Raw genomic sequence first — 25,958 nt, forward strand, 5'->3', positions numbered from 1 at the left:
TATGAACCTTTTGAAAAATTTGAATAAATCATTAGCACATCTTTCCGCATTGATCGTTGTTTGCTGCTGTTTATCGGCAAACGCCCAGCGCGTAGGTTTAGGGGCGGCAACCGCCAAACCAGCCGCTTCGACTGCCAACCTTGGCATTGATCCTGCGAACCCCAAAGAATATACCATTGCAGAAGTGACCGTTTCGGGTACCCAGTTCCTGGACCCAAATTCGATGGTTTCTATTTCCGGATTAAAGCCCGGGGACAAGATCCGGATTCCCGGGCCGGCCGTAAGCTCTTCGGTAAAACGCATGATGGATTTTGGTACACTCGACGACGTTGAAATCCTCGCTACCAAAACCGAAGGCGATAAAATCTGGCTGAACATTCACATTAAGGAGCGGCCGAGGCTTTATAAAGTGTCTTTCTCAGGAATTCGCAAGGGAGAAAGAGAGACATTGAATGATAAGGTGAAGCTGATCAAAGGAAGGGTAATCACACCGACGATCATTAAGAACACTCAGCTGATTATCAAAAAATATTATATGGATAAAGGCTTCTATTACACCAAGGTTAAGGTGTTACAGATCCCTGATTCCACCCGCGGACAAGCTACGTTGAACTTTACCATTGCAAAAGGTAAAAAAGTCAAAATCCAAAAAATTGACATTGAAGGAAATACGGCGATCAGCGATCGTTTGCTGAAACGTAAAATGAAAGGCACCAAGCAAAAAAGGATCGGCAGGCTTTTCAACCCCTCAAAATACATTCCTAAAAAATACGAGGAAGACAAGGAAAAGCTGATCGCGTACTACCGAAAAAACGGGTACCGTGATGCTACGATCGAGTTCGATACCATTAAAAATGGTGACGAAACGATCAGTATTGATATGAAAATCGATGAAGGTACCAAGTACTATTATCGCAACATTAGCTGGTCGGGTAACTATTTGTATCCAGCACAATACCTGAGCGATCGTTTGGGTGTGAAAAAAGGGGATGTTTATAATCCGGAGGAGCTTGATAAAAAAATCAATGGTATCCCTGGCGCCGACGTAAGCTCGATTTATATGGATGACGGATATCTCTACTTCCGCATCGAGCCGACTGAAAAAGCCGTTGAAGGCGATTCGATTGATGTTGAATTGAGAATGTTTGAAGGTAAGCAAGCAACCATCAACCGCATTCTTTTAAATGGTAATACTAAGACCAGTGACCGCGTGGTTTTGCGGGAATTGTTCACATTGCCCGGACAGAAATTTAGTAAAACAGAAATTATCAACACCCAGCGCCAGCTGTCGCAAATGGGTTATTTTGATCCTGAAAAAATTCAGATCAATCCAATCCCAAATCAGGCGGATGGTACGGTGGACATCGAATATAATGTAGAAGAGAAACCATCTGACCAGATCGAGCTATCCGGCGGTTGGGGTGGTTACATTGGTTTCGTAGGAACTTTGGGTCTGGTTTTTAATAACTTCTCTTTGAAGAATATTCCAAACCGCGAAACCTGGCGCCCGCTGCCTTCCGGTGACGGACAAAAACTGTCGCTTCGTTTCCAGGCTAATGGCAAGCAGTATCAGACGTACTCGCTTTCATTCAGTGAGCCCTGGCTCGGCGGTAAAAAGCCAATCAACTTCGGTGTTTCTTTGCAACGTACCGTGTACCGCATGACCGATTATAGCTCGATTTACGGATTAGGTAACACCACCAACGGAAGTCGCGGCATTAATTATCGCGGAGGATATTTCAACAATGGTATTACATTCTCGCTGGGCCGCCGCCTGAAGGAGCCGGACAGGCAACTGGTGATGACGCACTCGCTGTCTTACCAGCGCTATCGTCTGGACAGTCTGGACATTTTCCGGATTGGGTACAGCACGGGGGCTTCCAATAACATTTCATTCAATACCACCATTTCGCGGAATACATTAAGTGATTTCCAATTCCCGAGGAGCGGTAGCAACATTTCTTTGAGCGGAACATTCACGCCGCCTTATTCGGTTTTGCGCAAGAAAGCATTCACCGATAAAACCGACACTTATCGCTGGGTGGAATACCACAAATGGATGTTCGATGCCAGCTATTATGCAACCATTACCGGCAAACTGGTATTGAGTACCAGGGCGCACATGGGTTTCCTGGGAGCTTACGGTAACAAAGTGGGATACAGTCCGTTTGGTCGCTTTATCGTAGGTGGATCGGGTTTGGCAGGTCAGGGATCATTCTCGCTGGCAGATCAGGACATTATTGGATTGAGAGGTTACCAGGATCAAAAAGTAGGCCCGCTGGCGCAAAATGGTTACCCGGCGTCTGGTGGTGGTATTGTTTACAACAAATATGTGATGGAACTCCGCTACCCGGTTTCGTTGAATCCGCAGGCAACCATTTTTATCCTGGGTTTTGCTGAGGGAGGTAACAACTGGGGCTCTTACAAAGAGTTTAATCCTTTTGATCTCAAACGTTCTGCCGGGGTAGGTGCCCGTATTTTTATGCCTGCATTCGGTCTTCTGGGTATTGACTGGGGATACGGATTTGACAAAATCCAGGGTGATCCAAAACGAAGCGGACCTCAATTTCACTTTACAATCGGTCAGCAAATCAGATAATATTTCAACCGGCAAATCGTTAAGAAGTTTGCAAATTATTAGCTGCCTGGCATGAAGAAGTTTTTTATTTTACTAGTTTTGTCAATTCTATGTGAATCAGTGGCATCTGCCCAAAAGATCGGGTATACTGATATGGAATTCATTACAAGTAAAATGCCCGAGTATCAGGCGGCGCAAGGCGAGATGAAAAAATTCTCGGACAAGTGGGCCAAAGAAATCTCGGATAAGTTTGCTGAAATTGACAAAATGCAGCGGGCTTACATGGCAGAAGAGATTCTGCTGACCGACGATCTGAAACGCAAAAGGCAAAACGAGATCAGGGAAAAAGAGCTGGAAGCGGGCGAGTACAACAGCAAGATCTTCGGCATGGAAGGGATGCTTTTTCAAAAGAAGAAGGAGCTCATGAAACCGGTCCTCGAAAAGGTGCAGCGGGCGGTTACCAAAGTTTGCAGCCAGCGCCGGCTCGATTTCATGTTTGACAAATCCAGCGATATCGGGATGCTTTACACCAATCCAAAGCATGATTATTCGGATTATGTGATGGAGGAACTCGGAATCGATCCGAAAGCGAACAAAGCCGGGGCTAATGATAGTAAAGGCGGAAAGGCGGACCAGCCGGCTCAGATACCCGCAGAGAACTCACCAAAACAAAAAAGTACAACCAGTAAACTTAAATAAGTAACAAGCAATGAAACAAAAATTGATGGCTTTTTTGGTCGTAATGACCATTATCACCACCCCTCTGTTAGCTCAAACAACCCCTGCAAGCGGACTTACTAAAATAGGTTATACCAATGTAGATTATGTAATCAGCAAACTTCCTGAGAGCAAAGTAATGCAAAACCAGCTTGAAGTGACAAAAGCACAGCTGGACAAAGCTTTGGGAGAAACTTATAAAGAAGCGCAGGAGAAGTACGAAGCTTATCAGAAAAACGGGGCTAACATGACGGATGTCATTCGTGCTGATAAAGAGAAAGAATTGCAAAATCTGCAAACCCGTATCCAGGAAATGCAGAACAACGCGCAAACATCGCTGCAAACCAAACAACAACAATTGTTGGAGCCGATCCTGACCAAAGTGAACAATGCAATCCAGGAAGTAGGTAAAGAAAGTGGGTTTCTTTATATATTGAACATGGACGCAGGAGCAGGAACCACACCGATCATTTTGTTTGCTGCATCGGAAGAGAACAATGCAACGGATTTGATTTTGAGAAAGTTGGGTGTTGATCCAACAAAGGTGGAAGCAGCTGCACCAGCTTCTGCAACACCAACAAAACCGGCTACTACGACGCCTGCGTCAACACCAGCAGCCACGCCAAAGAAAAAATAATAAGTCAGGATTTGAACTTAAAAAACCGAAGAGCAGTCTTTAAAATGGCTGCTCTTCGGTTTTTTCGTTGTTAATAAAATCTGCTGGAAGTGGCCTTGCACTTGTTTTCTTTATAACCCTTACGAAAGTTCAATATTTAAAAAATACAAATTCTTTCTGCGTCAAAACTGCGAATTAAGTTGCGCCCAATTTTATAAGTAATCCCAGGGCTTTCTATACAGGATTTGCTAGTTTTGCGTTTAGATCAGAGTGTTCTTTAACCCATTGAATTAATTATATTTTTGACATCATGCCAATAAAACATATTCATAAAATACTGATACTTCTGGCGGCTGTCTTTTTGGTTTTGGATGCGCAGGGACAGGACAATATGAAGAATGCTTCGGGCGGCCCGCTACAAATTATATTTCCTGATTCGCCTGAGTGGAACATTCTGTTTGAAGGTAAAGAGATCAATTTTCACCTTCAGACCAAAGGCGGAAAAAGCGATTCCATCAGATATAACATTACCAGCGGACAGGTCAAGGATATGAAGTTTGACTCGCTGGGACATTTCGTCTGGACGCCCAGCTACGACGTGGCCGACCGTATCAATACGACAAAAAACTTCCCTGTACTTTTTGAAGCCCAGAGTGCTGCGGGCGAGACAGTTTCCCGTGAAATTGTTTTCAAGGTGAACCACGTAAACCGGCCGCCGCAGGTAGATGAATTGCAGCCTTTTTATGTACAATACAAGACCCAGAATGTTTATAAAATAGATATGGGATCGGTCCGCGATCTCGACGGCGACCCGATTATTTTCGTGCCTATTTTGGAAGAAATGCCCGAAGGGATGAAGTTGTCAGCAGCGGGTGAAATTACCTGGGAACCTTCCATGAGCCAGTTCGCCCTGCTGAAAAAAGGTCCTCGGTACATGGAGTTTTATGTTGAAGACCAGCCTTCAAAAGCCCGGACAAAGGGTCGTCTGAAACTGGACGCCACGCAAATGGACCTGTCGCCTGATTTTACCATCATTCCTCAAAATCCTATTATCAGGAGCCCAGAGAATAACCGGATCAACCTAAGATTCACATTGTCCGATCCGAATGGTGAGGATGATATTTCAACATTCAATTTTGTTTCTGAGAATAAGAATGTTCCTTCCGCAGCATTAGTGAAGAACTCGGCTACCAGCTATGAATTCATTTGGGAGCCTGGCTATGAGTTCGTTAAAGATCCGCTGGATACAGTGGCTTTTAATATTACATTTTATGTTTTGGATAAAGCCCAAAATAAGAAGGAGCGGAGTGTGAAATTTGTAATTAAAAACACGATTGACGAAAGCTTGCGGGACAACTACGTGTACAACCTATACCGCGGTGCACTGGTAAATGCATGGGGCTTGCTCGAACAAATGACAGAGAAAGAAGGTGAGTTGAAAAGGGCATATTCACGGGCAAAAAAAGGTAAACGCAGCCGCTCACTTTTAAATGCTTCACTTGGAGCGACGACAGGTCTTGCTCCGGTAATTGCTACAAAAGATCAGCAGACGCGCGGCTACATTACCACAATCGGTGGTACCACAGTAGCGACTGTTGGTACGCTGGAAGCTACCGAGGTGATAGGAAAATCCGTCGGCGGTTTGCTCGATCGCTTTAATTACGTAATGCAGAAAAAGAATGAGCTGCAAAACAAGGGAGACGTTTTTGCGCGGGAATATGGTCAGAAATCATCACGCCGGTCACCGGATTTCATCCGTAAGCTGGATGAATTTAAATCATTGATGAACCTAAGCGGACTTGTTGCCTTAGAGCTGGATGCGAACTGGGAAAGTAAGAAAGAGGCGACTGACGTGGCTATCAAAAAGGCATTTAAAGACTTTGTCCCTTTGACGAAGGATGAAAATTAAAAGAAGATCAAATTCTGGAATGTTGGAAAAGAGGGCTCTCAGCTCTCTTTTTCGTTTTTATCCTGTTCCAATTCGTCCGCCGGGGAGGCCGGATCAGTTGTGGGAGTATCTAAGTGATTTTCGTGGGTTTCGTGAAAATCAATATTCTCAGCTGCTGGCGTAATGTATGATTCACTTTCCAGCCCGGCATTTTCTTCCCTAACTTCCTCTTCATCTTTCAGTTCCGGCTCATCGTGCGCACCGGTCGAGTGAAAGCTTCCCTGGAAAATAAGGATGCTGCAGACGCCGATAAAGATGCAGGAATCAGCAATGTTGAAGATCGGAGTAGAATAATATTGTCCGCCCCAAATCGGCACCCAGTCAGGTATAAAACCCTCCCAAAAATCAACAAAAATCATGTCGATTACCTGGCCGTGAAACCATGGAGTAGGTGAGCCGTAGGGTGCATTACCCAGCAGCACTCCATAAAAAGTACTATCGACCACATTGCCCACTGCACCGGCGAGGATCAAGGCCAAAGCCCAAAGTAATCCTTTTGAAGCGCCTGATCTGGCGAGGTGAATCATATACCCACCGATGGCGACCATGGCCACAAGCCGGAAAAGTGTCAGGAATAACTTGCCGTATTCGTGGCCCAGCTGCATGCCAAAGGCCATTCCGGGATTAAGTACGTAATGTAGTTTCAGCCAATTGCCAATCAAGGATATCTGCCCGGAAAAGCCAGGTTCCATGTATTTATGCACCAAAAGCTTCGAAGCCTGGTCAACAATGATAAGCAGGAAACTAAAAAGCAGGTAAGGCGCCGGATTCTTGGATTGGTTCATTCCCTTTTAAATACAATTGACAATTTCAGAACGCGAAAGTAGTAAGATACTTATAAAGAACCGATTCCTCTTCGCTTCATTTCACTTTTGACCAACAAATACTCCCGGCTGCTCTGCCCGGCGATGGACGTATTTTCCTCGGCGCGGCGGATCAGATAGGGGAGTACGGCGTCGATGGGACCGTAGGGGACATATTTGGCAACATTGTATCCGGCATGGGCAAGGTTGTAGGAAATGTTGTCGCTCATGCCGAGCAGCTGCGCAAACCAGATCCGCTGATCATTGTTGCTGATGCCCAGCTTTTTCATTTTTGCAGCGCAATATTGGGAGCTGTATTCATTGTGACTGCCCAGGCAAATCGATACATGTTCAATGTGGTCAAGACAAAAATCGACTGCCATATTGTAATCGTCGTCGGTCGCTTGCTTGGTTGCGTGGATCGGACTGACGTATTCATTTTCTCGGGCGCGCAGCCTTTCCTTTTCCATATAAGCACCCCTAACCAGCTTTCCTCCAATGAAATAGCCTCTTTGGCGAGCAGTTAGATACGCGGTTTTAAGCGCTTCGAGCGTCTCGTGACGATATAGTTGATAAGTATTGTAAACAATCGGTTTTTCACGATTAAACTTCTGCATCATCGCATAAGTGAGGTCGTCGATCACACCCTGAATCCAGCTTTCCTCGGCATCAACAAAAATCCGGACGTCTTTTTCGTGCGCGAAGCTGCAAAGCTTTTCGACCCGCTCTTGCACCCGCATATAGGCCTCTTCCTCTGCTGCGGACAACGCATCCTTCCGCTGAATTTTTTCAAGCAAATCCGCCGAAGCGACTCCGGTAACCTTAAAAACAGAAAATGGAATGGTCCTGGAAGATGCCGCCTTATCGATTGTTCTCAGGATTTCGGCGGCGGTAGCGTCAAAGCTGGCCTCCCTGTCTTCGCCCTCCACCGAGTAGTCAAGGATGGTGCCGATCCCTGAATTACCCAGGAGGGAAATGGTCGCATCGCAATCGTTAATTGTCTCACCACCACAGAATTGTTCAAAAATGGTTGCGCGGATGAGATTTTTTATAGGTAAGTTCAGTTTTAGTGCGAGCTTTATAAAAAAAGTGCCTAAATTTACCACTCGAGCCTGATTCATAAGGCTGAATAACCAGTACGTTTTCCTCAGTTTGGCGTCAGATTTGGAGGCGAAGGCGACGGAAGTATCTTCAAAAAATACAGGTATTTGGTCTTTTGGTGAGGGATATGCCATTTTTGTTACACGTTTTTCCTAAGTGAGTGTTGAAATAAAATCACAGGAAGAAGGTCGTAGTCGCTAATGAGTTATTCGAGTTTTTGGCATCAAATGTACGTCAATCCAAGATATACCCCTAACACCGGGTTAAAATATTACAATTATCTATTTTACTAAGGACAAGTTTTTGAATATGAATGCTTCTTTAGATATCCTTCCGTTAAGCAGTTGGATCAATACCGAGGGCAAGCCTTTGGTAATCGCCGGGCCTTGCAGTGCAGAGACCGAGGAACAAATGTTGGAAACCGCAACCCAGATCAAGGAAGAAGGATTTGCGCACGTAATCCGTGCAGGAATTTGGAAACCAAGAACCCGCCCGGGCAGCTTTGAAGGCATGGGAGAAGCAGCTTTGCCCTGGTTGCAAACTGTAAAAGAGCAAACAGGTATGCCTGTTGCCGTTGAAATCGCAAATCCGCAGCACATCGAGCTGGCGCTGAAATATGGCGTCGATATACTTTGGGTGGGGGCCCGTACCACTGTTAACCCGTTTAATGTGCAGGAATTGGCCGATGCATTGAAAGGTGTTGATGTTCCTGTTTTGGTAAAAAATCCAGTAAACCCTGACCTGCAATTGTGGATCGGTGCGCTGGAAAGATTGAACCAGGCGGGTGTGAAAAAACTCGGTGCGATCCACAGAGGATTTTCAAATGCGCAGGAAACCAAGTTCCGCAATTCTCCGATGTGGAACATTGCTATCGAACTTAAAACACTTTTCCCTGAGCTGCCGGTAATCGGTGACCCAAGCCACATGGCCGGAAAACGTGCTTACTTATATGAACTGGCGCAACGTGCGCTTGATTTGCACTATGATGGTCTGATCATCGAGTCACACCGCGATCCGGATAAAGCCTGGTCTGATGCTGCACAGCAATTGACTCCTGCCGCACTGGGCCAAATGTTGCACGACCTGCACGTTCGTAAAGAATCTTACGGCAGTGACTACGCTACCCAACTGGAAATTATCCGCGGCAAAATCGATCACCTCGATCGTGAAATGCTGGAAACATTGGCACAGCGTATGGCTTTGGTTGAGAAACTGGCTGAGTACAAACGTGATAATAATGTAGCTGCTTACCAGGTTGACCGTTTCCGCGAAGTACTGGAAACCCGCGCTGGCTGGGGCAAAAGCATGAACCTTTACCCAAATTTGGTGGATGAATTGTTCAAGCTGGTCCACATGGAATCGATCCGCAAGCAGACTGAGGTGATGAACCAGGTAAGTGCTTAAATTTTTAGGATACCAATAAAAAACGGCTGCTTCTCAGAGGCAGCCGTTTTTTATTGGTATTCTAAATTAAATGCCTGGGAGATCATGGCTGCGAGTGGATCAAATTATAGGCATTTTCACCCAGATTGAAACAGCGGCGGCAGCGCGCTTCGTACAAATCCGTTTCACCAAGGAGCACCCTTTCGTTGGAAGGTGACAGCCGGTAAGAGTGCGACGCCACCTCGCCGCAAACCATGCAGATCGCATGGACTTTGGTAACATATTCGGCGGTAGCCATCAGTTGCGGCATGCAGCCAAAAGGCTTTCCCTGAAAATCCATGTCCAGTCCCGCCACGATCACCCGTTTACCTGCATCTGCCAGTTTGTTGCATGCATCCACAATGCCTTCGTCAAAAAACTGTACTTCATCCAGGCCGATTACCTCGCAATTTTCGGCTAGATCGATGATTTGAAATGCGGAATGTACGGGAACGGAGCGGATTGAATTGTCATTATGCGAAACAATGTTCTCTTCATGATAGCGTTTATCCAGAGCTGGTTTGAAGATCTGGATCTTTTGGCGGGCAATTTTGGCGCGGTTCAACCGCCGGATCAGCTCCTCGGTTTTTCCGGAAAACATCGAACCGCAAATCACTTCGATCCAACCTGTTCCGGGGTACTGACTTTCTCTTTTATGTGATGGTTCTACAAACATGTTTGGTGCCGGATCGACCCGCTTAACGGTCAATTTTTTTATATTTACAAATCAAACATATTTTTTTTAAACACGATCGTTCCCAAAAGCTCTTATTCGTTATGCCGGATAATTTGAATATAAATGCACTCAACCAATACGCAGCCCGGTTTTCCACCACTGTTTTAAATGAGGTTTACCAATCTCAAAATACTGTAAATGGCGCTGGCCTGCTGAAACTGACACCGGTAAGACAAGTAAATCTGGGCATTCTCAACCGTCTTTTTGAAGTATGGAAAAGCAATGCCGAATCTTTTCGCAGCCCGTATTTTGATTTTGCCAATGAAGATGTAAAAAAGGCGCTTGAAGATTTCATGAACATTGCTTCCCAGCATATCGCCGTGAAGCGTGCCGATCTGGAACCTTTGCTTACGGAATCTGTCAGGGAGTCGATCAAGCTGCTTATTACGCCTGCCAATTATTTTGAAGACAAGATCAGGGCTGACTCGGATGCGGAATTTACGCACGAAAAGGCGGAGCAGCTCGTCAAATATACTCACATCCATCGCGGCATTGCCGAAGCCATGCTGGACAGGCTGACCGACAACGGCTCCGATTCGGTGTACCAGACGCAGGCTGTAAGCTGGCTTTATGAATTAAAGGATAATACGGACCTGATCGACGATATTGATATGCACCTGGTGCAGTTTTCCGATATATTCCCGATTAATTTACAGGAGCTGAAAATTCAGGATAATACGAACAAAGCGCCCCAGGCTGCAAAAAATGAGTCCCGCTCTTTCTTTGACTCAGCATTTACGGATCTTGAACCTGCTAACAAACCAAAATCCAGCCCGCCAAGAGCTGAGCCGGCTTCGGCTATTTTGGGTGAAATCGTAGCCAAAACCAGTGCTACCGATCGGGATACATTGAACAACCGCTTTAAAGTGGACGTGCCAAAACCGACCGACGATAAAGCGTACGGCAGCATGAATGTGAAGGTGGAAACCATAGCAGGTGCGATTCCGCTGGGGCAGCGGTTTATGTTTGTCAACCAGCTTTTTAATAAAAACAGCGAACATTTCGACAAGGCGATCTACGAGCTGGACGCGGTTAAAAGCTATGAAGAAGCAGAAAACCTGATCTGGCACAGATACGCGTCAAAGTATGCCTGGGATGTAAACGGCGAGGCAGTGACTGCGCTGCTATCGATTGTGAAAAGGAAATTCATCGGACATTGAGATCATATTTAAACTAAAAAAACCGGAAGCGATTCCGGTTTTTTTAGTTTGTGACCAGTTCCAGAAACATTTGCCTGGCCAGCTCCAATTCCTCTTTATTAATGTTGGATGGAGATTCTTTTTCGTCCAGAAAATGAACCAGCTGCTCAGTAGGCATATTTCCTACCAACTCGTCCTGCGCCATCGGGCAGCCGCCATAACCCAGCAAGGCCCCATCGAACCGCCGACAACCTGCCAAGTAAGCCGCTTCTACTTTATCCCGCCAATGTGTTGGGGTAGTATGGAAATGCGCACCGAATTCCAGCTCCGGATAAGCCGTAATGAGTTTGGAAAAAATCAATGTAATATCACGTACACTCGCCAGGCCGACGGTATCTGCCAGGGAAAATGTTTTTATTCCGACAACCATCAATTTTTCAACCCACTCCAAAACAATGTCTGCATTCCAGGGATCATTGTATGGATTCCCAAAACCCATCGAAATATAAATCACCAGTTCTTTGCCGCTTGCGTGGCTCAGGTCCGCAATTTTGTTGACCCTGTCCAAAGATTCTGCAATCGAAGAGTTGGCATTGCGCTGCTGGAATGTTTCTGAAATGGAAAAGGGGTAACCCAGATCATTGATCCGCTCAAACCGACAGGCCTCGGCTGCGCCGCGTTCATTTGCAACAATAGCCAGCAAACGTGTCGACGAATGCTGGCTATCTATATGTTCCAGAACTCTGGCTGTATCACTCACCTGCGGCATCGCTTTGGGCGAAACAAAGCTGCCAAAATCGATCGTATCAAAACCGACTTTCAACAGCTGGTTGAGATAGGCTACCTTTTTTTCTGTTGGAATAAAAGGATGAAACCCCTGCCAGGCGTCCCGCGGACATTCGATGATTTTCACATTTTTAATGAGTGAATGTTGGTTATTTTAGGATGGGGGCCAAATCTTCCTCATGCTCCGCAAGCCACGCCGTGATCTCTTCGACGATCTGGCGGATACCGATTTTTGGTTCCCAGCCAGTCAACTCTGTAACCCGAGTGTTATCCGTGACGTACAACCGAATGTCGGCTGTGCGGTTTTCAGGGACTACTTTTATCGGAATGGTTTTGCCGGTTACTTCCTGACAAATTTTGGTCAGTTCCTGCAAAGACGCGCTGCTTTGTAACCCGCCGCCCGCATTCAGGATTTCACCGTTTACTTTGTCGAGGTTGTGGAGCTGCCAGTCGATGAGGTTGTACAAATCAGCCACGTGCAGCATATCGCGGATTTGCTTACCGGTGCCGCCGTAGCCGAAGTAGCCCAGCTGCTGCTCAAAGTAATGTTTGGCAATCCAGAGAACCATCACGCCCTGATCCACTTTGCCCATTTGCCACGGACCGGTGATCACGCCGCAGCGATTGATGACGGTTTTGAGATTATAAAACTCATTATATTCCTGAATGATCAGCTCGGAAGCCAGCTTGGTAGTGCCATACAGCGAGCGGGCACCGTTGAGCGGGAAATCTTCGGCGATACCTTTCGATGAAACCCCGGCCACCGGCTGCTCGTCCGAAAGCGCGAACCGGGTTTCTTCTTCCACGAAATTCAATGTTTCAATCGTCTTGATCGGATATACCCGGCTGGTTGACAGGAAGATAAATCCGGCTTTATGTTTGAACGCGTAGTTGAGGCAGTTAACCGTCCCTACAAGATTGGTATTGATCAGATAATCCGGCGTACCGTCCAGTCCGGCAAGCACCGAAGGCTCCGCAGAAGCTTCGATCACGGTATCCACCGCAGGAATAGAATCAAAATCTTCCTTGTTCCGAATGTCGCCGTGGACAAACTCGACGCCCGCTTTTTTGAGGCGGCTGAGGTTCAGCTCAGAGCCACGGCGCTTTAAATTATCCAGTGCATACACCTGATAATCAGGGTAATTGGTTTTTAATGCTATGGCGAGGGAAGACCCAACAAAACCGGCTCCCCCGGTAATTAAAATTTTCATAAAGGGATGTTAAATAATTTGAAATGTGTGAATTAAAACACCGGCAAAGTTATCACATTACCCTCTCCCAGGTAGCGTTAACCTTAAAATTATCAGTAAATATGCATTTTCGCGAGATGTCGAGGGTGTAGGAAATTTAATTCAAACCCAATGAAGTATGTAACTTATGTTCACATCTTTAAGTACATAGCTTTATATTGCAACGAATTCAAAGCGTTTTGTCGTAATTGGTTAAAATCCTACTGCATGCGAATTTTTACAGCTATTTTATTTCTGACATTATCCGCATTAAGCCAATCTTACGGCCAGGTAGCGGTAGCAAATAGCCAGGGTGCCGAAACGCCCGCATACCCTGTTTCACTTTACAAGGAAGCCACTTCCATCTCCCAAAATCTTTATAACGGTCGCCAGTACTACGTATATGATTCGCGGCAGGAAGAATTTCAGTTTTACAACCAAAGAAAATGGCATAATGGTGTCGTGTATTACGACGGCCAGAAGTTCGACAGCATTCCGATGCTTTACGATATTTTCAAAGACGAGCTCGTGATCAAACATTTCAATGGTGATCACATCCTGATGCAGTCCGAAAAAGTCGATTATTTCATGCTGGACAACCATCATTTCGCGCGGCTGGAAGCGGGTAAAGACATTAACGAACAAATGCGCACCGGTTTTTACGACATTTTATATGATGGAAAAACGCGCACCATTATCCGCAGGACCAAATCGCGGCAGGAGAAAATCGTGGACAAGCGGGTGATTGCGCTATATCCAGAAAAAAATTTCTTTTACATTTTCAACGATGGCGAGTACCATGCTGTCCATAGCAAAAAGAGTGTTTTCAATCTTTTCCCGGACCAGAAGAAAGAGTTGCGGAAAGTATTGCGGGACGAAAAGATCAAATTTCGTAAGAACCGGGAAGTTGCCATAGCCAAAATTGTCGCCAGACACGACGAACTCGCCAAACCATGAAAAAACTTTTACCTGTAATCCTTCTTTTCTGCGCACTTTTTGTTTTCAATGTCTCCCAGGCTCAAAACGCAGCCGAGAAGAAAATCACGATGCGCCTCGATTCGGCCCGATTTGGTGAATTTGTAAAACAGGTCGAAGAACAAACCGGCTACTTTTTTTACTACGACGCCACTCGTTTCGACAGCCTTACGCTGGATTTGAATATCAAAGACTTGACAATCCGGGAAGCACTGGACCAGGTTTTCAGGGGTTCGGATTTTGAATATGCAATCGACGGGCAAAAGAGAATTTACATTACTGAGGGACAAAGAATCATTACCCAACTCACACCCGGCCTTTTCGAGCCCGACCGCGCTGGCGACAATGATACCATCGCTTACGTCGGTCCTGAAAATGATTTGAAAGAAAAGCTGCTTTCCACGGCCGAGAGCAAAGTGCACGAAATTGGAATCCGGAAGTACAAGATCACGCCGGGTAATTCCACCATCACTGGATATGTCCGGAATGCGATCACGGGTGAGCCGGTGATCGGCGCGGCGGTTTTTATAAATTCTCCGTCGATTGGTGTTACTACGGATGCACTGGGTTTTTATTCCCTGACCATTCCCCGCGGCAAGCAGGTGGTTCGTATTAAAAGCACCGGGATGCGCGAAACACAGCGGCAGGTAATCCTTTATTCCGACGGCAAGCTCGACATTGAAATGCGTGAAAGTGTGATCGCGCTGAAAGAAGTATCGGTGAAAGCAGGTATGGATAAAAACGTGGTCGGCACGCAGATGGGTACCGTGAAGCTGACGATCAAGAATCTAAAACAGGTACCGACGGTTTTTGGAGAAACCGATTTGCTGCGTACCGTTTTGACATTGCCGGGTATTAAGTCGGTGGGTGAAAACAGTACGGGCTTGAATGTTCGCGGAGGTTCTACTGACCAGAATTTGATCCAGTATAATGATGCGGTGATTTACAATCCGTCCCACTTGTTCGGCTTTTTCTCGGCATTCAACCCGGATGTGCTGAAAGATGTGGAGCTCTATAAAAGCACAATTCCGTCCAAGTTTGGCGGCCGTCTTTCATCGGTGCTGGACATTAATAGTCGCGATGGTAATAAGAAGAAATTTGTGGCTTCGGGTGGTATCGGTCTGGTTACAGGCAGGTTAACATTGGAAGGGCCGATCGTGAAGGATAAAACTTCGTTTCTGCTGGGCGGAAGGTCCACTTACTCAAATTGGGTGATCAGGGCGCTGGATAACGAGAACTACAATAAAAGCTCGGCGTCATTTTATGATGTCAACCTGCATATCAGCCACGAGATCAATGAAAAAAATAGCTTGTTCCTGACGGGCTACACGAGCAGCGACCGGTTCAGATTATATGGCGATACGCTTTATTCTTATCAAAATCAGCTCGGCGCGCTCAAATGGAAACATACATTCAATAACAGATTGTATGGCGTACTCACGGCATCGCACAGCAAGTACCAGTACGCGATGGGCGCAGCCGGCTTGCCACTGAACTCATTTGACCTGAAATTCAACATTAACCAATCCAACTTCAAAGCCGACCTGAGCTACCAGCTCGACCCACGGCATACGCTGGAATTTGGAGGAAGTACCATTTATTATAAGCTGCACCCCGGATCATTCCAGCCGAAAGGAGCCGAATCGCTGATCATCCCCGACGAGCTGGAAGCTGAGCAGGCTATGGAAAGTGCTGTATATCTGGAAGATAAGTTCGAGGTTAACTCTCGCCTCGCCATTTCTGCTGGTATCCGCTATTCATTTTTCCAGTATCTGGGACCAAAACATGTAAACACGTACCTGCCCGGTCTGCCGATCGAATACATTTACCAGGAAGGTGTGCAGGAATACAAATCAGGCAAGAAGATCAAATCGTACGGCGGCCCCGAGTACCGCGCCTCGGTCCGGTACAGCGTGCTGGATAACCTTTCGCTGAAATTGAGCTACAACACATTACGCCAGTACATTCACTTGTTGACCAATACCATGACGGTATCGCCGACAGATATCTGGAAACTGAGCGACCCATACATCAAGCCGCAGCTCGGACAGCAATTGTCGCTGGGTTTGTACCGCAATTTCAGGGGTAATAAAATTGAAGTTTCGCTGGAAGGCTATTACAAAAACATTCAAAACTTCCTGGATTACAAAGGCGGTGACTCGCTGATCATGAACCACAACATTGAAGCCGCGGTGATCAGGACCAAGGCCAAAGCGTACGGGGTAGAATTTATGATCAAAAAAATGACCGGAAAACTGAATGGTTGGCTGGGTTACACTTATGCGAGAACATTGCTCCGTGCCGTCGACCGGGAGTCGCCGGATGCGCCGAATAATGGTAATTTCTACCCAAGTAACTACGATAAGCCGCACGATTTTACCTTAATCTCGAACTACCGCTTTTCGCACAGGTTCAGCGTATCATTCAATTTTACATATAGTACCGGGCGGCCCTACACCCCGCCGATCGGGAAGTATATGATCGATGGCGCTCAGCGGGTTTACTACGCCGACCGCAACCAGTTCCGTATTCCTGACTACTACCGGACGGACCTTGCGATGAACATTGAAGGAAACCACCGGATCAAAAAGCTGGCGCACAGTTCTTGGACTTTGGCGGTGTATAATGTTTTGGGCAGAAAAAATCCGTCATCGGTTTATTTCCAGACGGTTGCGGGTAAAGTGAATGGTTACCAGCTGTCGATCTTCGGCCAGCCGATCCCGACGATAACATACAATTTCAGGTTTTGAGCGTGATATGAAGTATTTTTTGAGCATTGTTTTCCTGGTTTTGGTCACAACATTATACTGCTGTATCGAGCCGTTTTCGCCGCCGGAAGTCAATTCCGATCAGAATTATCTGGTGGTGGACGGTTTCCTGAATGTGGGGAAAGATACCAGCCGGATCGAGTTGAGGAGAACGCAGAACATTAATGAGAAGGCCACATCGGTTGTGGAAGCGGGTGCCACTGTTACGGTGGAGTCGGAGGGAGGCGAAAGCAATGTATTTACAGACGGCGGTTCCGGCCTTTATTACCTGCCGCCGCGCCAGTACAATGTTGCGGGGAAATACCGCCTCCGGATCAAGACAAAAGCGGGTAAAGAATATTTATCAGACTACGTGACGGTTTCGGCCACGCCACCGATTGATAGCCTCACCAGCAGGTTCGACCCAGGTACCGATGCGATGGTTTTTTACGTCAATGCACACGATGCACAGAATAAAACCCAGTTTTACCGCTGGAAATTTGAAGAAACGTGGGAATACCGTACCGCTTATTTTTCGACGATCGAAGTGGTAAACAAGAAAATTGTTACCCGGGAAAAGGACATTAGCCGCTGCTGGGGCAATATGCGGTCGGGGAGTATTTTATTGGGGAGTACCGTGAAGCTCAGCTCCGATGTGATCAAAGATCTGCCGCTTTTCCGCGTGCCGGTTGGGACCAACAAGTTGTATATCAAGTATAGTGTTTTGGTAAAACAATACGGATTGACCCGCCAGGCATTTGAATACTGGACAACCTTATCAAAAACGACGCAGGGAACAGGAAGTCTTTTTGACCCGCAGCCGTCGCAGGTGACCGGTAACATTCAGAACACGAAAGATTCGGGCGATCTGGTTTTCGGATATTTCAGCGCGGCTACCGAGGAAACAAAAAGACTGACCATCGAACCCAGGCTGGGAAGATACCCGACCTGTGCCCCGCCAGATACATTTGACATTGTCTGCAGCCCGATGAGCGATCGGCAATGTGCGCTGGAAACATCTGCTTTGCTGATGAACTACGGTGGGGAAAGAGCTGAATACATTCTGGGTGCGCCATCGACCTGCACCGATTGCCGTGTGCAGGGAGGAACCACCACGAGGCCATCGTACTGGTAGCCGGTTTTTAGACACGAAGTAACAGGCCATGAAACGTTTTTTGACATCACCCGTTTTTCGGCATTTCGGAAAGCTGGTCATCTTACTGGGTTTGATTGGGCTGGGCATCGACAGTTGCATTGAGCCATTTTCGCCCCCGGAAGTCAGCGACTCGGGGGATTATCTGGTAGTGGACGGTTTTCTGAATGTGAGCGGAGATACCAGCATTGTAAAGCTCGGCCGCACGCAGAACATTAATAATGACAGCGTGCCTTACAAAGAAAGCGGCGCGATTGTGACGGTTGAAGCGGAAAATGGTCAGCAATATTTGTTTTCAGAAACGGAAACCGGGGTATACGCGCTGCCGCCGGAAGCATTTGATTTGTCGAGCAAATACCGGATACATATCCGGAAAAGCAGCGGCAGCCAATATGTTTCGGATTATGTGACGGTAAGTAATACACCGCCGATCGACAGTATCAGCTACCGTTTTGATCGGGGAAGAGACGCCATGATTGTTTACGCCAACACACACGATGCTACCGGCGCGACGCGGTTTTACAGATGGAAATATGAAGAAACCTACCAGTACCGGGCGGCACATTATTCATCCATCGTACGGAATGCGGACAGGTCGGATTTTCTTGCCAGAAACGAGGACATTAACCTTTGCTGGAAAACGCAGGAATCCGGAGATATTAAACTCGGCTCAACCATCAAGCTCAGCCAGGACATTGTGAAGGAGTTACCGGTGAATGTGATCGATGCAAGTTCCAACAAGCTGTATTTCGGATACAGCATTCTGGTCAAGCAATATGGATTGAGCAGAGAAGCTTTTGAATACTGGACGCAGCTGGCCAAAACAACCCAGGGTACCGGCAGTCTTTTTGATCCTTTGCCCAATCAGGTGACGGGTAACATTAAAAACGAAGCCAATAATAAGGAGCTGATTTTCGGGTATTTCAGCGCGGCAGTGGAGCAGCGGCAGCGGATTTTTATTCGGGACAGGTATGGAAGATATCCCACCTGCCAGGCGCCAGATTCGATTACCAGGAAAGATGCGCTTGAATCGGAGGCGTTTCTGCTGGGCTTTTATACTACGCCCACCAAGAGCGGGATTTTGGCTTCGTCGGAATACTGCGGCGATTGCCGGGTACAGGGTGGCACCATCAAAAAGCCATCGTTTTGGAAATGACTGTTTTTTAATTTGATATAAATGAAAACTAAGATTTTTACCTGCCTGTTGACCTTGCTGACATTATCCTTTGCCGCCCTGGCGCAGGAAGACGGCATGGTAGCGTCCATCAAACAGCGGTTTGGCCTCTATACCGAGCGGGCTGTTCAGGAGAAAATGTTTGTCCACCTCGACCGGCCATTTTATCTCGTGGGCGAGACGATCTGGTTCAAGGCTTATAATTTGAATGGCGCCACGCACCATTTCCTGGATCTGAGTAAGGTCGGCTATTTGGAAGTACTTGATAGTGAAAACAATGCATTGGTCCAAACCAAATTCTCGATGCTCGACGGCAAAGGAAATGGATCATTATTAATTCCTTCGACGGTGGTAAGCGGGAAATACAAAGTGCGGTGCTACACCAACTGGATGAAGAATTTCAGTGCGGATTATTTTTTCGAGACGGCAATTACGGTGGTGAACCCGTTTGTGCGGTTCGAGCCTGACCGGACGGTAAAAGGCGATACGCGCCACGATGTACAGTTTTTCCCGGAAGGCGGGCGGCTGGTAAAGGGTGTTGAAAGTAAAGTAGCATTTAGGGCGATCGCGGCGGATGGAAAAGGTATCCGATTCAATGGCGCGATCGTCAACCAGCAGGGAGATACCATCCAGAAGTTCACGCCTGCCGTCGCGGGTATCGGTCATTTTATGTTTACGCCGAAAGAAGGGGACACGTATAAGGCTTTTGTGACGGACTCGAAGGGCACAAAATATGAGTACACCTTGCCAAATGTCGAGGAGCAGGGTTATGTAATGCAGGTAAAAGATTCTACCGCCAGTTTGCTCAAAATAACGGTTACCTCGCGACTAAGCGGCGATGAGGCGAATGCGGTGTATCTGCTCAGCCACACCAGGCAGCAAAACATTATCGCCGATAAAAAATTTCTGAATAAAAACCGGGCGGTTTTCGTGCTCGACAAAGCCAAGCTGGGCGAGGGTATTTCGCAGATCACAATATTGAATGATAAAGTGAAACCTGTCAGCGAGCGGCTGTATTTCAAACGCCCGGCTACGCGCCTGGACATTGATGCCAAGCTGGGCAAGAAATTTATCAACCGGGAAAAAATCACATTGGATCTCTCCGCTGCGGTAGCTTCGGCAGCGCAGGATATGGCAAATTTGTCTGTCGCGATTTATCTTGATGACTCTATCAAATCGCCTGTTCAGCAGGACATGGCAAGTTATTTGTGGCTTAATGCTGATCTGAGGGGCAGCATTGAAAACCCGGAGTATTATTTCAGCAATGTCAATCAAAATACTGATCAACAGCTCGATAATCTAATGCTGACTCACGGCTGGCGGCGGTTGAGCTGGGATAAAGTTTTTGCTGCCCAGCCGGTTAAATTTGAGTATGTGCCTGAGTATGACGGACATTTCATCACCGGCAGAATGCTGAACAAATCCGACGGCAGCCCGGCCAAGGGTGTCGACGCATTCCTGGCGGCGCTGGATGTTCCTGCAAGGTTATATGTGGCGCAAAGTGACCCGACTGGCCGCATCGTTTTTGAAGTAAGGAAATTTGAAGGCCCCAAAGAAATTACCATTCAAACCAACCTGGCGGAGGATTCCACGCGACGCATTGAAATTAACAATCCTTTTTCCAAACAGTTTTCTATCAAGCCGATACCTGCATTTTTCTTTGATAAAACCCTCGAAAACACCCTGCTGACGCGAGCGATCAACATGCAGACGGCCAATGTTTTCGCACCGCGGGTTTACACCGAGAAAAAAGCTACCCTGGCCGATTCGCTGGCGTTTTTTGGGAAACCCGATGAAAAATATTTCCTCGACGATTTTACGCGTTTCCCGACGATGGAGGAGGTTTTGAGGGAGTATGTAAAAGGGGTACTTGTGCGGAAGCGGCAAAAAGAATTTCATTTCAGGATTGTGGATAAGCTCATCCCGAACACATTTTATACGACGGATCCGCTGATGCTGCTCGACGGTATCCCTGTTTTTGACGCCGACAAGCTGATCGAATTTGATCCTTTGAAAATCAAGAAAATCGAAGTTTTGAACTCGCGCTACTTCCTGGGGCCGGTGGCTTTTACGGGTATCGTGAGCTTCTCAACCTACCGCAGCGATCTGGGCGGCTTCGAGCTGGACCCGAAGGTAATGGTGATGCCTTATGAGGGAGTTCAGGCGCAGCGGGAATTTTACGCGCCAAGATATGACGGCGGCCGGGCCAACAGCCGCGTACCCGATTTCCGCAACCTGCTGCATTGGGCGCCGAATGTTGTGACGGATAAAAACGGCAAAGCAACAGTCGAATTTTACGCTTCTGACCAGATAGGCGAGTACCAGGTGGTGATCCAGGGTATCACGGCTTCGGGTATTCCAGGCAGCAAAACGCTGAATTTCCAGGTTGGAAAACGGAATTTTTGATTTCGGCGAAAGACATTTTCTCTGAAAATCAAATATAGAATTCCGACGTATGTTTGATTTCCTTTAAGACAAACGTACTGTTCAACACGCCAATGTTGTCGATTTTGGATAGTTTGTATTTGACAAAATCGTGATAGTCGTCGAGGCTGGCGACATTTATTTTTAACAAAAAATCCACCTGCCCGGCCATGTGGTAACATTCCTGCACTTCCTGCAAATTCTGGATTTCCTGCTCGAATTTTTCAATAAACGCTTCATTGTGGTAGCGCATTGATACCTGGCAAATGGTAGTTACCTGCCTGTTGATGAGCTTTTTATCCAGTATCGCTACATACTGTTTAATGTACCCCAGACTTTCCAGCCGCCTGATCCGCTCGTAAACCGGCGAAACAGTAAGGTTCAGCATGGTCGCAATTTCCTTGGTTGTTTTTTTAGCATCTTTTTGAAGGATCCGGAGAATCTTGGTATCGATTTTGTCTAACTGTTCCATGTGGCAAGAATATTTACTGAAGCAGGTAAAATTTGAATGTATGTAAAAGTAAGAATTTCTGTGAAAGTGGGATAGTGCAGGAACCTTTACGGCAAGAAGCGCAAAATCTTGAAAATATTTTTCGATAATGGGAAATTGCAAGTGATTTTTATCCTTAATCAAACACGTCCTATATGAAATCGGAATGCATTTTGGTGATCGGGGCAAACGGACAAATCGGGTCCGTGCTGGTGGAGTATCTGCGTGAGATTTACGGCACAGGCAAAGTGGTTGCCTCGGATATCAGGATGCCGGAAGAACATCACGGAATTTTTGAAAAACTGGACGCGACGGACGGAAATGCACTGTCTGCGCTCGTCAGGAAATATAAGGTGACGCAGATTTACCATCTCGCGGCGATACTCTCTGCGAAAGGCGAGCAGGAGCCTTTGAAAACCTGGCATATCAACATGCAGACGTATTTCAATGTGCTGGAAGCGGCGCGGGAAAATCAGGTCAGCAAGGTTTTTTACCCAAGTTCCATCGCGGTTTTCGGGGATAATGTGGATACGAAAGCGGAACAATGGTCGTACCTCGATCCTGCGACGGTTTACGGCATAAGCAAGGCGGCAGGCGAAAACTGGTCGAATTATTATTTTAAAAGATATGGTACCGACATTCGCTCCCTACGGTATCCCGGCATTATCAGTTACCAGTCTATGCCTGGCGGCGGCACGACGGATTATGCGGTAGATATTTATCACAAAGCCGTTAAAGGAGAGGATTTTGAATGTTTTCTCAAACCGGAAACCACACTCCCGATGATCTACATCAGCGATGCCATGGACGCCACGGTGCGTTTGATGGAGGCTCCCGCCGAAAAAATCGCGGTGCGAACGGGTTATAACCTCGCCGGCATGAGCTTTTCTCCGCAAGAAATTGCAGCCAGCATCCAGAAAGTGATCCCTCATTTTAACATTACTTATAAACCGGATTTTCGTCAGCAGATCGCCGAATCCTGGCCAGCCGAAATCGACGACAGCCACGCCCGCAAAGACTGGGGTTGGCGCCCGACCTATACCCTCGACAAAATGACCGAGGAAATGATCAAAGAACTGCGCAAGAAATACCAGCCGGTAAAACATTAGCTTGCATCCAGCAACATTCACTTATCGCCCGGCGACCCGGTTAAAATTCAGTCATTCAAAATTGACCCCTTATGAACGCTACCATCCAAAACGACCTGCAGCAGGAGCTTGAAAGCATCAAATCTGCCGGTTTATATAAAAAAGAAAGGGTTATCACCACGCCGCAGGCTGCCAGCATCGCTACTGATGGAAAGCAGGTTTTAAATTTCTGCGCTAACAATTATCTCGGCTTGTCCTCACATCCTGAGGTAATTGCTGCCGGGATTGATGCCATCAACACGCATGGATTTGGTATGTCTTCCGTGAGATTTATCTGCGGTACCCAGGACATTCACAAGGAATTGGAACAAAAAACCGCGGCATTCCTTGGCATGGAGGATTGTATTTTGTACGCAGCCGCATTCGACGCAAATGGGGGTGTTTTTGAGCCTTTATTGAATGAGCAGGACGCAATCATTTCTGACGAGCTGAACCACGCCTCGCTGATCGACGGTATCCGTCTTTGCAAAGCCAAGCGTTTCAGATACAAGCACAATGATATGACTGACCTGGAAAAGCAACTGAATGATGCGCAGGGAAGCCGGAGAATTTTGGTCGTCACCGACGGCGTTTTTTCCATGGACGGGACCATCGCGCAGCTTGACAAAATCTGCGACCTGGCCGACCAATACAATGCAATGGTGATGATTGATGAATGTCACGCCACAGGTTTTATGGGCAAAACCGGCCGCGGCTCGCATGAATTCCGCAATGTGATGGGACGCATCGATATCATCACAGGTACTTACGGAAAAGCCCTCGGCGGCGCGTCAGGCGGGTTTACCGCAGCCAAAAAAGAAATCGTGGAAATCCTGCGCCAGCGTTCCAGACCTTATCTGTTTTCAAATACTTTGGCGCCGTCGATTGTTGGTGCGTCCATCAAAGTCCTCGACCTGCTTTCGTCCTCGACTTCATTGAGAGACAAACTTGAAAAAAATGCCACTTACTTCCGCAAAGCCATGACCGAGGCCGGCTTTGACATTCTGCCTGGCGAGCATCCAATCGTGCCGATTATGCTGTACGATGCAAAACTGGCGCAGGAGTTTGCTGCCAAGTTACTGGACGAAGGCATTTATGTGATCGGATTCTTTTATCCGGTGGTACCGCAGGGCAAAGCGCGGATCAGGGTGCAGATTTCTGCCGGGCACGAGCAGGAGCATCTGGAAAAAGCAGTAGCTGCTTTTACGAAAGTCGGCAAAGAACTTGGGGTTATTTAATCGGTGAAATTTGTCGGGTTCACAAGCCCGGCAAGTCAATCTTTTACAGTCGCTTCCACGTGCAGCGACTGTAAGATAGCATTGCCATACTGCGTCACCATCGCCACGTCAGCTGCATCGCGTCCGTGTGCGATCTCGATCCGGTAGCCTTCCGTGTGTTCCTGCACCGCATCGAATGCGTACCACTTGCCGCCCATAAACACTTCAAACCAGGCGTGCAGGTCCATCACTTTCAATTTGTCGACATATCCCACCGTCATCCTGGTCGGGATGCAAAGGTTTCGGCATAAGGCAATTGCAAGGTGCGTGAAGTCACGGCATACCCCTATACGATTGCGGGAGGTGTCCAACGCAGTGGTGCTCGCGTCGGTGACGCCATATTGATATTTGATGTTCTGGTGGATCCACGAGCGTATCAGTTCCACCTGCTCATAACCCGGCGGAATGTGTCCCGCAATCTGCAAGGCCAGCATGTTGATTTCATATAAATCCGACTCACAATACCGGCTGGGCAAAATGTAATGCATCACGTCATAGGGCATTTCGCTTACAAGCATATACGCAGGAGGCGGGCTGGGGACGGGTTTGGGCGGATGTACCTGCGCCTCCACTTCGGAAGAAATCGTGACGCGGCCGACCGGCAGTACGCTTCTCTGGCAAGGGTTACCGTAAATATCGCTGTATTCTGAAAACGGGACCGGGGGCTCAATGCTGAATGCTTCACCGATAATCGCCTGTCCTTCCTGGCGCCGCGGGCGCAGCATCGTGGTCACAGAGGTGGGCGCGTACACGTCGTACGTGAAGACGGCTCTTCCCTTCATTTTCATTGGATACGTCGATTTCTGGATGTTTGGTAAATGTAACTACTAAGCATTACTTAAAAATGATGTGCTACTTATTTTATCATAAACAGTGCCTGCGTTCTGAATTAAAACATTTTAATCGTCGTTTCTTAACAGGAATATTAATTTTAGGATTAATAGCATTTGACATTAAAATTGAAAGCGTATGGCAGTTACAAAATGGATCGTAGACCCGTTACACTCGGAAGTACAATTTAAGATCAAGCACCTGGTGATCTCAACCATCACAGGTTCATTTAATAATTTTGAAGGCGGCGCGACATCTGACCTCAATAATTTTGAGAATGCGGAAATTCATTTTTCGCTGGACGTAAACAGTATCGATACCAATGTTGAAATGCGTGATACACATTTGAAATCAGCCGATTTTTTCGACGCAGAGCAGTATCCGCATATTACTTTTCAGTCCAATTATTTCCATAAAGTCAAAGGGGATAATTACAAGCTTTCGGGCTTGCTGACATTAAAAGGCATTACCAAGCCGATTGAGCTGGATGCTGAATATGGTGGTGTTGAAAGAGATACCGATGGAAACCTCCGCATTGCATTTGAAGTAGAAGGCCGGCTGAGCAGACAGGAATTTGGCCTGAATTACATGCAGTTAACCGATTCGGGAGGCCTTGTAATCGGGGAAGATGTGAAGCTCATCGCCAATATTCAGTTGGTAAAACAGGCATAATAATCTGGATATT

At 47.0% G+C, this 25,958-nt stretch carries 21 protein-coding genes; 14 read left to right on the forward strand and 7 right to left on the reverse strand.

Annotated features, from left to right (window positions below):
- Position 1 precedes the first annotated feature (1 nt).
- From bamA to FEN17_RS13995, 4 genes are all read left to right on the forward strand, one after another.
- On the forward strand, positions 2-2,599 hold the full coding sequence (bamA, locus tag FEN17_RS13980; RefSeq protein ID WP_138365966.1) for an outer membrane protein assembly factor BamA: 2,598 nt from the start codon (positions 2-4) through the stop codon (positions 2,597-2,599).
- A gap of 51 nt (positions 2,600-2,650) precedes the next feature.
- Entirely contained in the window at positions 2,651-3,277 is a 627-nt protein-coding gene (locus FEN17_RS13985) for an OmpH/Skp family outer membrane protein (protein ID WP_138365967.1), read from the forward strand.
- Between the two features lie 10 nt (positions 3,278-3,287).
- The gene (locus FEN17_RS13990; protein WP_138365968.1) at positions 3,288-3,932 is read left to right on the forward strand and encodes an OmpH/Skp family outer membrane protein; all 645 of its coding nucleotides are present in this window, start codon (positions 3,288-3,290) and stop codon (positions 3,930-3,932) included.
- A gap of 289 nt (positions 3,933-4,221) precedes the next feature.
- Positions 4,222-5,820 carry a hypothetical protein gene (locus FEN17_RS13995; RefSeq protein ID WP_138365969.1) on the forward strand — a complete coding sequence of 533 codons (1,599 nt, stop codon included), beginning with the start codon at positions 4,222-4,224 and terminating at the stop codon, positions 5,818-5,820.
- A gap of 38 nt (positions 5,821-5,858) precedes the next feature.
- Here the strand turns inward: FEN17_RS13995 and FEN17_RS14000 are convergent, their stop codons facing one another.
- Both FEN17_RS14000 and FEN17_RS14005 read right to left on the reverse strand, forming a co-directional pair.
- Positions 5,859-6,644 (reverse strand): lipoprotein signal peptidase, encoded by a 786-nt coding sequence (locus tag FEN17_RS14000; RefSeq protein ID WP_138365970.1) that lies wholly within the window; start codon positions 6,642-6,644, stop codon positions 5,859-5,861.
- A 50-nt stretch (positions 6,645-6,694) separates the two neighbouring features.
- Entirely contained in the window at positions 6,695-7,897 is a 1,203-nt protein-coding gene (locus tag FEN17_RS14005) for a proline dehydrogenase family protein (protein WP_138365971.1), read from the reverse strand.
- A gap of 175 nt (positions 7,898-8,072) precedes the next feature.
- Between FEN17_RS14005 and FEN17_RS14010 the strand changes: the two genes are divergently transcribed.
- Positions 8,073-9,167, forward strand: a complete 1,095-nt coding sequence (locus tag FEN17_RS14010; RefSeq protein ID WP_138365972.1) for a chorismate mutase — start codon at positions 8,073-8,075, stop codon at positions 9,165-9,167.
- A gap of 82 nt (positions 9,168-9,249) precedes the next feature.
- Here the strand turns inward: FEN17_RS14010 and FEN17_RS14015 are convergent, their stop codons facing one another.
- Positions 9,250-9,861 (reverse strand): thymidine kinase, encoded by a 612-nt coding sequence (locus FEN17_RS14015; RefSeq protein ID WP_138365973.1) that lies wholly within the window; start codon positions 9,859-9,861, stop codon positions 9,250-9,252.
- Between the two features lie 101 nt (positions 9,862-9,962).
- On the opposite strand from FEN17_RS14015, the gene FEN17_RS14020 reads away from it, so the two are divergent.
- Positions 9,963-11,081 carry a DUF8457 domain-containing protein gene (locus tag FEN17_RS14020; RefSeq protein ID WP_138365974.1) on the forward strand — a complete coding sequence of 373 codons (1,119 nt, stop codon included), beginning with the start codon at positions 9,963-9,965 and terminating at the stop codon, positions 11,079-11,081.
- 43 nt (positions 11,082-11,124) lie between these two features.
- Here the strand turns inward: FEN17_RS14020 and FEN17_RS14025 are convergent, their stop codons facing one another.
- Both FEN17_RS14025 and FEN17_RS14030 read right to left on the reverse strand, forming a co-directional pair.
- A complete protein-coding gene (locus FEN17_RS14025; RefSeq protein WP_138365975.1) occupies positions 11,125-11,973 on the reverse strand; it encodes a hydroxymethylglutaryl-CoA lyase in 849 nt (282 codons plus the stop codon).
- A gap of 22 nt (positions 11,974-11,995) precedes the next feature.
- Entirely contained in the window at positions 11,996-13,057 is a 1,062-nt protein-coding gene (locus FEN17_RS14030) for an NAD-dependent epimerase/dehydratase family protein (protein WP_138365976.1), read from the reverse strand.
- Positions 13,058-13,303: 246 nt separating this feature from the next.
- Here FEN17_RS14030 and FEN17_RS14035 point away from each other — a divergent pair, with 246 nt between their 5' ends.
- Genes FEN17_RS14035 through FEN17_RS14055 form a run of 5 tightly spaced genes read left to right on the forward strand, consistent with a single transcriptional unit; the run spans position 13,304 to position 21,530 of the window.
- Positions 13,304-14,032, forward strand: a complete 729-nt coding sequence (locus FEN17_RS14035; protein WP_138365977.1) for a hypothetical protein — start codon at positions 13,304-13,306, stop codon at positions 14,030-14,032.
- Entirely contained in the window at positions 14,029-16,800 is a 2,772-nt protein-coding gene (locus FEN17_RS14040; protein WP_138365978.1) for a TonB-dependent receptor, read from the forward strand. Before FEN17_RS14035 ends, FEN17_RS14040 begins: the two co-directional genes overlap by 4 nt.
- Positions 16,801-16,807: 7 nt before the next feature.
- Entirely contained in the window at positions 16,808-17,932 is a 1,125-nt protein-coding gene (locus FEN17_RS14045) for a DUF4249 domain-containing protein (RefSeq protein WP_138365979.1), read from the forward strand.
- Positions 17,933-17,960: 28 nt separating this feature from the next.
- Entirely contained in the window at positions 17,961-19,106 is a 1,146-nt protein-coding gene (locus FEN17_RS14050; protein WP_138365980.1) for a DUF4249 domain-containing protein, read from the forward strand.
- A gap of 21 nt (positions 19,107-19,127) precedes the next feature.
- Positions 19,128-21,530, forward strand: a complete 2,403-nt coding sequence (locus FEN17_RS14055) for a hypothetical protein (RefSeq protein ID WP_138365981.1) — start codon at positions 19,128-19,130, stop codon at positions 21,528-21,530.
- Positions 21,531-21,558: 28 nt separating this feature from the next.
- Here FEN17_RS14055 and FEN17_RS14060 read toward each other — a convergent pair whose 3' ends face one another.
- Positions 21,559-22,020, reverse strand: a complete 462-nt coding sequence (locus FEN17_RS14060) for an Lrp/AsnC family transcriptional regulator (protein ID WP_138365982.1) — start codon at positions 22,018-22,020, stop codon at positions 21,559-21,561.
- A gap of 173 nt (positions 22,021-22,193) precedes the next feature.
- On the opposite strand from FEN17_RS14060, the gene FEN17_RS14065 reads away from it, so the two are divergent.
- Both FEN17_RS14065 and kbl read left to right on the forward strand, forming a co-directional pair.
- Positions 22,194-23,147 (forward strand): NAD-dependent epimerase/dehydratase family protein, encoded by a 954-nt coding sequence (locus FEN17_RS14065; RefSeq protein WP_138365983.1) that lies wholly within the window; start codon positions 22,194-22,196, stop codon positions 23,145-23,147.
- Between the two features lie 71 nt (positions 23,148-23,218).
- On the forward strand, positions 23,219-24,403 hold the full coding sequence (gene kbl / locus FEN17_RS14070; RefSeq protein ID WP_138365984.1) for a glycine C-acetyltransferase: 1,185 nt from the start codon (positions 23,219-23,221) through the stop codon (positions 24,401-24,403).
- 35 nt (positions 24,404-24,438) lie between these two features.
- Here kbl and FEN17_RS14075 read toward each other — a convergent pair whose 3' ends face one another.
- Complete coding sequence (locus FEN17_RS14075; protein ID WP_229208817.1) at positions 24,439-25,224, reverse strand: transglutaminase-like domain-containing protein; 786 nt, start codon at positions 25,222-25,224, stop codon at positions 24,439-24,441.
- A 187-nt stretch (positions 25,225-25,411) separates the two neighbouring features.
- Here FEN17_RS14075 and FEN17_RS14080 point away from each other — a divergent pair, with 187 nt between their 5' ends.
- Positions 25,412-25,945, forward strand: coding sequence for a YceI family protein (locus FEN17_RS14080; protein ID WP_138365986.1), 534 nt, complete (start codon positions 25,412-25,414; stop codon positions 25,943-25,945).
- Positions 25,946-25,958: the final 13 nt, after the last annotated feature.

Source organism: Dyadobacter luticola, assembly GCF_005860805.1.
Taxonomy (GTDB): Bacteria; Bacteroidota; Bacteroidia; order Cytophagales; family Spirosomataceae; genus Dyadobacter; species Dyadobacter luticola.